We start from the raw sequence: 8,157 nt of genomic DNA, 5'->3' as shown, positions 1-8,157 counted from the left end.
CTCCCGGCTACCACCATCATAAGATGCCTATAAAAATAGGCCAACCAGAAATCTCTGGCTGACCTAATAATACGAAGACGCCCCGCTCATGTTCAGCTGTGGGACGTCTTTTTCATTATTATTTGATGATAGAGAAGTGAATCCGATGGATGCTCACTCCACAATCCTGCCAGGAGATTTTATCATCGACGATTTTTCATCTTCATGGTAGGCAAGTCTTACTTCTTCTGTTCAATAGGAATCAATTGATCCAAATCATCAGCCAGCCTGCTCCACATGAATGGAGATTGGCCATCCTCTAGCGAGGTGAGAATAGCACTCATGGATTCCTTCAATTGCTCTTCTAATACTGAAACATGGTGCTTAAGCGAGCCTTCGGCCATTCTGACATAATGCTCAGTCAATTGACCTTCCCGTATAGCGACCACGTCAGCCACGGCTTCTTTCACTTTCGGCTCAGCCGCCTCACGCAGCTTCGAGCTGCCGCTGCCTTCAAAGAAATGCTTCGGGTTCTTAAAGGTCGACCAGAAGGATAACCAATCTCCTTGAATTTGCAGCTCTGTTTCTTCCAGCTCGGGCGGTGCCCATTCCTTATCCTTACGAAGGGCCAAGGATAAACCCTCGGTCATCCCATTGATATCGGCTGCAGCCTTCAATGCTGCGCTTTCCGTTAATTGACGTCCTGCCATCTCCAACCGAAGCGTTGTCGCCCACAACTCCTGATCGAGCTCCAGGGACATCGTGCGCATCAAATCACGCCCACATGCCGTGAAGGCCGATTTCAAATGACCGGCATCTTCCCTAAGCACGGAAGGGTTGAATGCCTCCTGGAAAAAGCGAGTCATAGCATAATCCAGCCGCTGCCGCACATGAAAGAGCAGTTCGCTGCTTTCCTGCGCGATTTCGCGGGTCATCTGCAGCTCGCCGAATGCGGCAAGCCGGGACAGCGCTCGCTCCTGAACTGCCTCCAGCTCCGCAATCTTGCGTGCGCGGGTCGTCTCGTCCTGGGCGGCCATGTCCGCCCAAGACTTGATACGATCACGAACGGAAGTTATTTCATCATAACCCGCTCGCTGGGACAGCTTTGGCAGCTCTTCAACCGCAAATCGGCTGAGCGCTTCCTCAAAGACCGAGAAGCCAGATCCTTTCAAGTTCTCTTCATCTCCACTTAGCTTGCTGTCTAAGGCCGCAAGACTGGAGACGGGGAAGATGTGCGGGCTGCCTACTCCGCTAGCCGTAAGATTGGTACGAACATGCTTCACAACCTCATCCAGCTCCTCTTCGGATTGGGCAAGGTCTGCTGCATTGACAACAAAGAACATTTTATCCAGAGCAAAGCTGTCTTTGACGCGGCCAAGCTGGGACAGAAATTGTCGGTCCGCTTTAGAGAAGGCATGGTTATAATACGTTACATATACAATGGCATCGGCATTCTTAATATAGTTGAATGTTACGCCAGTATGGCGAGCATGCAGGGAATCGGCTCCCGGCGTATCGACCAGCACGATTCCTTGCTCTGTCATCGGACAGCTGTAATACAGATCAATCCCGTCTACAAAGCAGGACTTGGTTTCATCAGCTACATAACCGCGATATTCCGCCAGCTGTACAGTTTCCGTTGTACCGAGTTTGGCTTCCATCACATCCCAGCCGGCAGCAGCGGCTTTAAGGAAGCCGTAATGCGGCAGGCCTGCCGGGTGAATGCCGGCCGGATTCAATCCTTCAGCCACACTGCGCCACTGGTCGGGGGTCGGCTCTTGGAGACCTAAAACACCGAACGAATATTTAAGATCATCCCACCACATCTCCCGGCTCTTCATGCGCACGGCTGCGGTACCATGACTGTTCCCTTCAGCCGGTGCCAGAATGCGATTCACCGCTGCCGTAGTCGGGTGCGGAGATACCGGTAAGACTGACTCGCCAAGAAGTCCATTGGCGAAGGAGGACTTCCCGGCGCTGAACGCTCCGAACAGCGCCAGTGTGAACGAGCCGCCCGCCATCGCCTCCGCGCGGGCGGTCAAATCCCGCGCGGCCGAGGCAAGCGCGGGGTGCGGCGCCAGTAGCGCAGCCGCCGCGTGCAGCTCGGCTGCAGCGGCCTCAAGCCGCTGGCGCCGCTGCGGTGCCGCCGCCTGCGCAGCGGCGGGGCGGGGCGCTGTGCGCCCGTGCCCCGGCTGCGCCGCTGGGGCACCGCCCAGGGCAGCCGCTGACGCAGGCTGCCCTTCCGGCTCCCTCACCTCCGGCAGGAGACCCGGAGGGAGGGAGGTGCGCGGCGGGAGCAGCTGTGCCAGCTCGGCCGCGCGGGCGGCTTCCGCCTGCTCCAGTGCCGCATAGCTGGCGGAAGCCGCGGATTGCGCCAGAAGCTCCGCGCTCTGGCGTTCCAGCTCTTGCAGACGGACTTGCGCAGCGTCCGTCAATACCTCCTTCAGCCGGTCGGCAAGCGCCAGCACGGCTCGGCGGTAGCTGGCCTTGATTTCCTCGGCCAGCTCCCGGTTATAGTTCAATACATATTCACCGGATACCGTTGCTTCCGGATTCACGGTCCGTGTGATCATATCTTCGTGAACACCTGGGAGTTCAGCATCCATCAAACTCTCCCATTCTGTGCTCCATTCCGTATGCTGCTCTAAAATTTGGCGGAACGCTGTACGCAGATGCCAATCGATCTGCGAAGCCGTCTGTTCCTCTAACCGATGATGAAATGCCTCCAGACGACGTTTCCGTTCCTCTTCCGTCTTACCGCCTGAGAACAGGAATCCGACCTTGAACCTGCTCTTACGACTTTCAAGGAAGGACAGACTTAAATCCCGTACATCGGCAGGGGTCAAATTGGCATTTGCCAAAAGTGCATCCGCTTCTTTGCGGAGCTCTGCACGAACGGATTCGGGCAACAGCTGGGCCGATTTCTTCTCCGCATCCAGCTCCTGCATGCGCGCTTTCAACGCAGCTGCAGCTTCTTCTCCGCCCATTTCCGTAAGCAGCCGTTCCTTTTCTTCCAGATGGCTGCGGGTATAAGCCTCCACATGCTGATCGACAGCATGACGGATGGAGCAGGATACGCTGTAGCGCAGCAAAGGTTCCTTGCGAGATATCAGTTCACCAATTAGAGACTTCAGCGTTTCCCATTGATTATACGGATGATCCTGTACTTTAAGCGAAGTGCACAGCAATCCCTTATACGTTATTTTCCATTGGGCGAATGCCTTCTTGATATCGTTCAAATAAGAAGTCAGTGATAGCTCGCCATCCCGGTGTTTATCGATCTGATTTACGATCAGATAGAGCGGTTTCCCCCAATCCGACAAACTCTTGGCAAACATTAAATTGCTCTCCGACTGCACATGGTTATAATCCATGACATAAAAAACAATATCAGCCATATGCAATGCAGAATGCGTGGCAAGCCGGTGCCCGTCATCGGTGGAATCAACCCCGGGAGTATCCATCAACACGCCGTCCTCGCCAAGCAAAGGAACATCATCCCACACTTCAATCGCCGAATACTCGCGGCCTTCCTTGCAATATTCCGACAACTGGTCGATCGTCACGGTTAACGGACCGCCGTGTTCGGCTGCCGACCGGTGTATCAGCGCCCGCGGCTCGCCGCTGCGGATTGTAACTACATTCGCACTCGTAGGCACAGGCCCCGAGGGCAGCACCTTTTTACCACAGAGTGCATTGATCATACTTGATTTGCCTGCGGAAAAGTGACCGCAGAAAGCGAGCGTAAGCTCGCCGCCCGTCCCCTTGCGTATTAAATCCTCCGCCAACGCGGAGGAGGATTCATCATTCCACGTCAAGAATCGATCGCGAACGTCGGTTAGTTCTGTCATGTTATATCCGATTTCTTGTTCAGTAATCAGCTTCAATGTCATGTCTCGCTCCTGTCCATTGATCTTTCAATATCTGACACAATCTTTTCACATCATTTTATTTTATCACCGCTCGGCTCGTAAAGGAATCATTGTTTCATTTACAAGATGTCTTCATCATCACTTGACCATTATTATATGCAAAAATGGCAGGTAAGGAGGTAAAACTCCTTGCCTGCCATTTCCTCAAACATATGTGGTGCCGGCACCACGTTGATAATTAATATCACTGCTGAATTGCTTATGATACGACAGTTGTGTCCTCTGCAGGGATCAGAATTTCAAATACGTTTCCATGCTGCAGAATGGTCAAACCGCGGGATTTATCGCGCATGACAACCACTTCCGGCTTCTGAGACATCCGCTCCAAATAATGTTCGGGAGCATCTCCGGAATGGCTAAACGTTACGCCTTCGATTTCTTGCTCTTCATTCTCATTCAGTTGGTTTTGGTTCTCCACCACATGTTCAAAAATATCGGAGAACAACTCAAAGTTGTCGGTGTATACGGAGATGCATTTCATGTGTAATCCCATCCTCTTTTTAGTTTGGCTTATTCCGTTTCAAATTACCGTCTTGTTGTCCTCGCGAAGTACCGACGTTTCGATCACTTTTATTTCCAGATCTCCATTCCCTGTCTGACAGGTTTAGAAATCCGGAGACAAAGGCGAGCGCTGCACCTTATGCCCAGTCTGTCCCATTCGTTTGTGACTTAGCAAGCGATGTTTTTCTTAAATCGGATAAACCTTTCTTTTGTCTAGTTCTTGCCCGTTTTACGCTTGTTCCTTATTCTTCCTGACTGCTAAGGTTTTCATACGTTTTTTTCCTTCACGGCAAACATCCAGCAACGGGCAGACCGGACATTGCGGATTTTGAGCCTTACAGTGGTACCTTCCGAAGAAAATGATCCGATGATGTGTCATGATCCATTCATCCCGCGGCACGCGCTTCATCAGCTTCTTCTCCACCTCGAGGACGGAGTCTTTCCAGGCTGCCAGGCCAAGTCGCTTGGAAACACGCTCCACATGCGTGTCGACCGCTATCGCAGGCACACCAAAAGCATTCGACACGACGACATTGGCCGTTTTACGTCCAACTCCCGGTAACTTGACCAGCTCATCATGGGCTTCGGGTACTTCACCGCCATACTGTTCAATCAGAATGCTGCACAATCGCTGAATATGTTTGGCTTTATTCCGATATAACCCGATTCGTCTGATATCCTGCTCAAGCTCCTCAATCGGTACCGATACATAATCCAAAGGCGTTTTGTATTTCTGAAACAGGTCCTTTGTCACTTTGTTCACTGTTTCATCCGTGCACTGGGCGGACAGCAGCACGGCGATGGTCAGCTCAAACGCATTGCTGTGATTGAGTTCACAATGTGCATCCGGAAACATAGTCTCTATCGTATCCAGAATATGCCGTACCGTTGCCGCATTCATATGATTTCCCTCCTGCAAAAAAAAATCTTGATGCGGGAATCCCCGCATCAAGACGGTGTTTTTAGAGCAATCCCCAGGTAAATACCTACTGTTTTACAATCTCTACAACGACACCGTTGTTTAAGTACAGTACAATATTATCATTTTCCTTGAGGGATTGCACGGACAAAGTCGTGTCACCTTGATGAACAAATACGTTACTGGCTAAGTTAAACCGGAAATTGTCACTCATCGATTTACGCTTCACTTGAATTTCCGTTTGGTTCGCCTGCCAGAATGGACGCTCTACCTTGTCCAGAACCTGAATAATCGTAACGCCCTGCGTATCCTTTCGGATCTCGACGCGATCACCTGAATTAATTGGGCTCAGATTCGACGCAGTGGATCCGTTCTTAATCACTTTAACGTCCGCGCCTCCACCAAAACTTTGGCTATTGCCTGAATAGTCCTTTAACGTCAACACCTGACCTGAAGGATCTACACCAGTAACCTCACCAAGCGTCAACTTGACCTCAGCTACGGACACAGCGGTTAAGCCCTGGAATGTAATTTGGACCAGTGTACCAGGACGGAGGTCAGCCAGCAGAATGGCTTGTCCGTTATCTCCGGCTAATGTAGCTTTGTCGGTATAGATATCGCTTGTAGTGCCGTTCGCTTTTACCCGAATTCGGTTCTTCAACGGTTCTGTGAAGACAACCTCGAATTGTGACGCAGTTTTGACCTTCAAGCTCTGCAAGTACTCCTGATTGCTGGCGAGCTGGGCAGATACTTCGTCACCAATGCGTACATCAGCTAACGAAGCATTCGATTTGCCGAAGATCTCAACTTTCATCAAACTGTTGTACGGTACTTCTTCTATCTTCCCGTTAGCAGTCAATACCGAAATCGACATTTTGGAAGTATTAATATTGCTGATTTTCCCTTCAACTTTATATACTACTTCAAGTGAAAGTGCACGGGTGCCGATCAGTGAGACGCTGACTTTACGGCCTGCGCCAAGCAGCGGCTCCACTTTATCCAGCGTCACTCCGTTGCTTGACTCGAACTTCGTCTTGTTATCTAAGACAATGACCCGAGGCTGATTGTCGGTATCTTTGACTGTAAGCCAATGTGTTTTCGGATCATAGTTCACGATGGTAACTGCGTCCATGTGCTCCATCTGGCGACCCGTCACTTCGATCTTGGTAACTCGTTCTTCGCCATTGATCGTCAGCGTCACTTGATCTCCTGATACAGCGTCCGCGAGCAAATCGGTCAGAACGGGTTTCGCCACGCCGCTCATAATGATTTCCGGCTTTTCAACCAAAAATTTCGTTTCAAGCTGAGCACTGCCACTGCGCTTGTACGTAATGGTTTTTCCGTTCTCTTCAACAGAGTACAGCATCGCTTGAATCGTCCGGTCGACGCTTTGCGTAACCTCGATCGACTGCACTACGCTGTTCTTCACCGTAAAGTTAACCGTGAACCCATTCTTGAGCTCCGCAGGAGTCAATATTTGATTCTGATAGCGAATAACGGTTGCATCATCCCATGTATACGTGTCCTCGTAACCGGAGCTATCCTTAAGCGTTACTTTTTTGTTCGTCGTATCCACGTTTTGGACGACGCCAGCTCCCGTTTTGTTTACCAAACCGCTCTTCACGCGGATCGATACAATTTTCTTTTGCGGGCTGTACGTCTCACGCTCAATTGTAAGCAGGCTGCCTGCGGCGAGCGTCTTCGGATCGATTTTGACACCGTTCTGGTCCAGGAACACCGTACTTGGATCATAGCTCAGCTCCTCAAAGGTGCTGCCAGTATCAAGCCAAATCAGGTTGTTCGGAGACAAACGGGCATATGTTCTGTCAAACCGCTCCACTTGCTGGGTAGCATCCGTAACTTCCAGGTATGCAGCAGTGCCGTTGTTTACAATGACTACAGCTTGGGTATAAGGAAGAATATCAGAGGATTGCAATCTTTTCTCTGAATCCGATGAGAAGTAAGCAGTAGAAGCATCCAGTTTAAAAGAGTGCAGCTTTCCATCCGCATACAATTCTAATTTGCCGTTCTCAATAGAGGCGATGGAGCCTTTAAACTGATTCTCGTAATTTGTATTAATATAGGCTTGGGCACGGCTAAAAAACGTAGCAAGCTGAGCACGGGTAACAGCCCCTTGCGGATCGAACTTATTGCCGTTCACGCCTTTTGCAAGGCCTAGCTCAACTGCAATATTGACGTATCCCAACCGATCTGGGGATATCTTGGCATTGTCCGCAAAGCCTGTCGCTTTATTCTTGGCTGCATTGGCCTCCGCGGTGCGTCCAATGGAACGTACAAGCACTTCCGTTATCCATTCCCGGGATGCTTTCTGCGCGCCCCAGATGACTTTTTCATCCGTGTATCCGGACTCTTTTTGCTTGTCGAGCAGGTTTTGCTGAAAAGCCAGTTCTACATACTTTGTAAAATAATCATTTACTTTAATATTTGTCGGTAATGTCGCAGCGCCGCTGCTTAATTGATCCTGCATACTTAGGAATCGGATCGCCATAGTTACAGCTTCCTGCTGCGTTACAGGATCATTCGGGCGAAACTTTCCGTTATTCCCGGTTACGATCCCTTGTGCTGCTAATTGGTAGATATACTTTTCTCCCCAATAACCGGCACTCACGTCACTGAATACGTTAGTTGCCGTTTGGGTTGCATTCGCTGCACTCGTATTTGTTGCTGATTCATCTGCCGAGACAAGCGAAGCGCCGCCTCCGAAAGCTATAAGTCCGGCCATGACGGCGGAGACCACTTTTTTGGAATGAACATGTTTGCTGTGTCTAAGTACCATTTTCTTTCCCCTTTCAATAACTACTGCTT

Annotated in this window: 4 protein-coding genes; all 4 read right to left on the bottom strand. The window is 50.5% G+C overall.

What is annotated here, in order from left to right:
* Positions 1–218: 218 nt before the first annotated feature.
* The 4 genes from AM231_RS06530 to AM231_RS06515 all read right to left on the bottom strand — a co-directional run bounded on the left by AM231_RS06530 (position 219) and on the right by AM231_RS06515 (position 8,128).
* A complete protein-coding gene (locus tag AM231_RS06530) occupies positions 219–3,872 on the bottom strand; it encodes a dynamin family protein (RefSeq protein ID WP_054401756.1) in 3,654 nt (1,217 codons plus the stop codon).
* 238 nt (positions 3,873–4,110) lie between these two features.
* Positions 4,111–4,392 (bottom strand): hypothetical protein, encoded by a 282-nt coding sequence (locus tag AM231_RS06525; RefSeq protein ID WP_054401755.1) that lies wholly within the window; start codon positions 4,390–4,392, stop codon positions 4,111–4,113.
* 249 nt (positions 4,393–4,641) lie between these two features.
* Positions 4,642–5,313, bottom strand: a complete 672-nt coding sequence (gene nth, locus AM231_RS06520) for an endonuclease III (protein WP_054401754.1) — start codon at positions 5,311–5,313, stop codon at positions 4,642–4,644.
* Positions 5,314–5,398: 85 nt separating this feature from the next.
* Entirely contained in the window at positions 5,399–8,128 is a 2,730-nt protein-coding gene (locus AM231_RS06515; RefSeq protein ID WP_054401753.1) for an S-layer homology domain-containing protein, read from the bottom strand.
* Positions 8,129–8,157: the final 29 nt, after the last annotated feature.

Origin of the sequence: Paenibacillus solani (assembly GCF_001277345.1) — a bacterium.
GTDB classification, from domain to species: Bacteria; Bacillota; Bacilli; order Paenibacillales; family Paenibacillaceae; genus Paenibacillus_AQ; species Paenibacillus_AQ solani.
The sequence above is the reverse complement of the archived record's forward strand: the minus strand, read 5'-3'. Positions and strand labels throughout refer to the sequence as shown.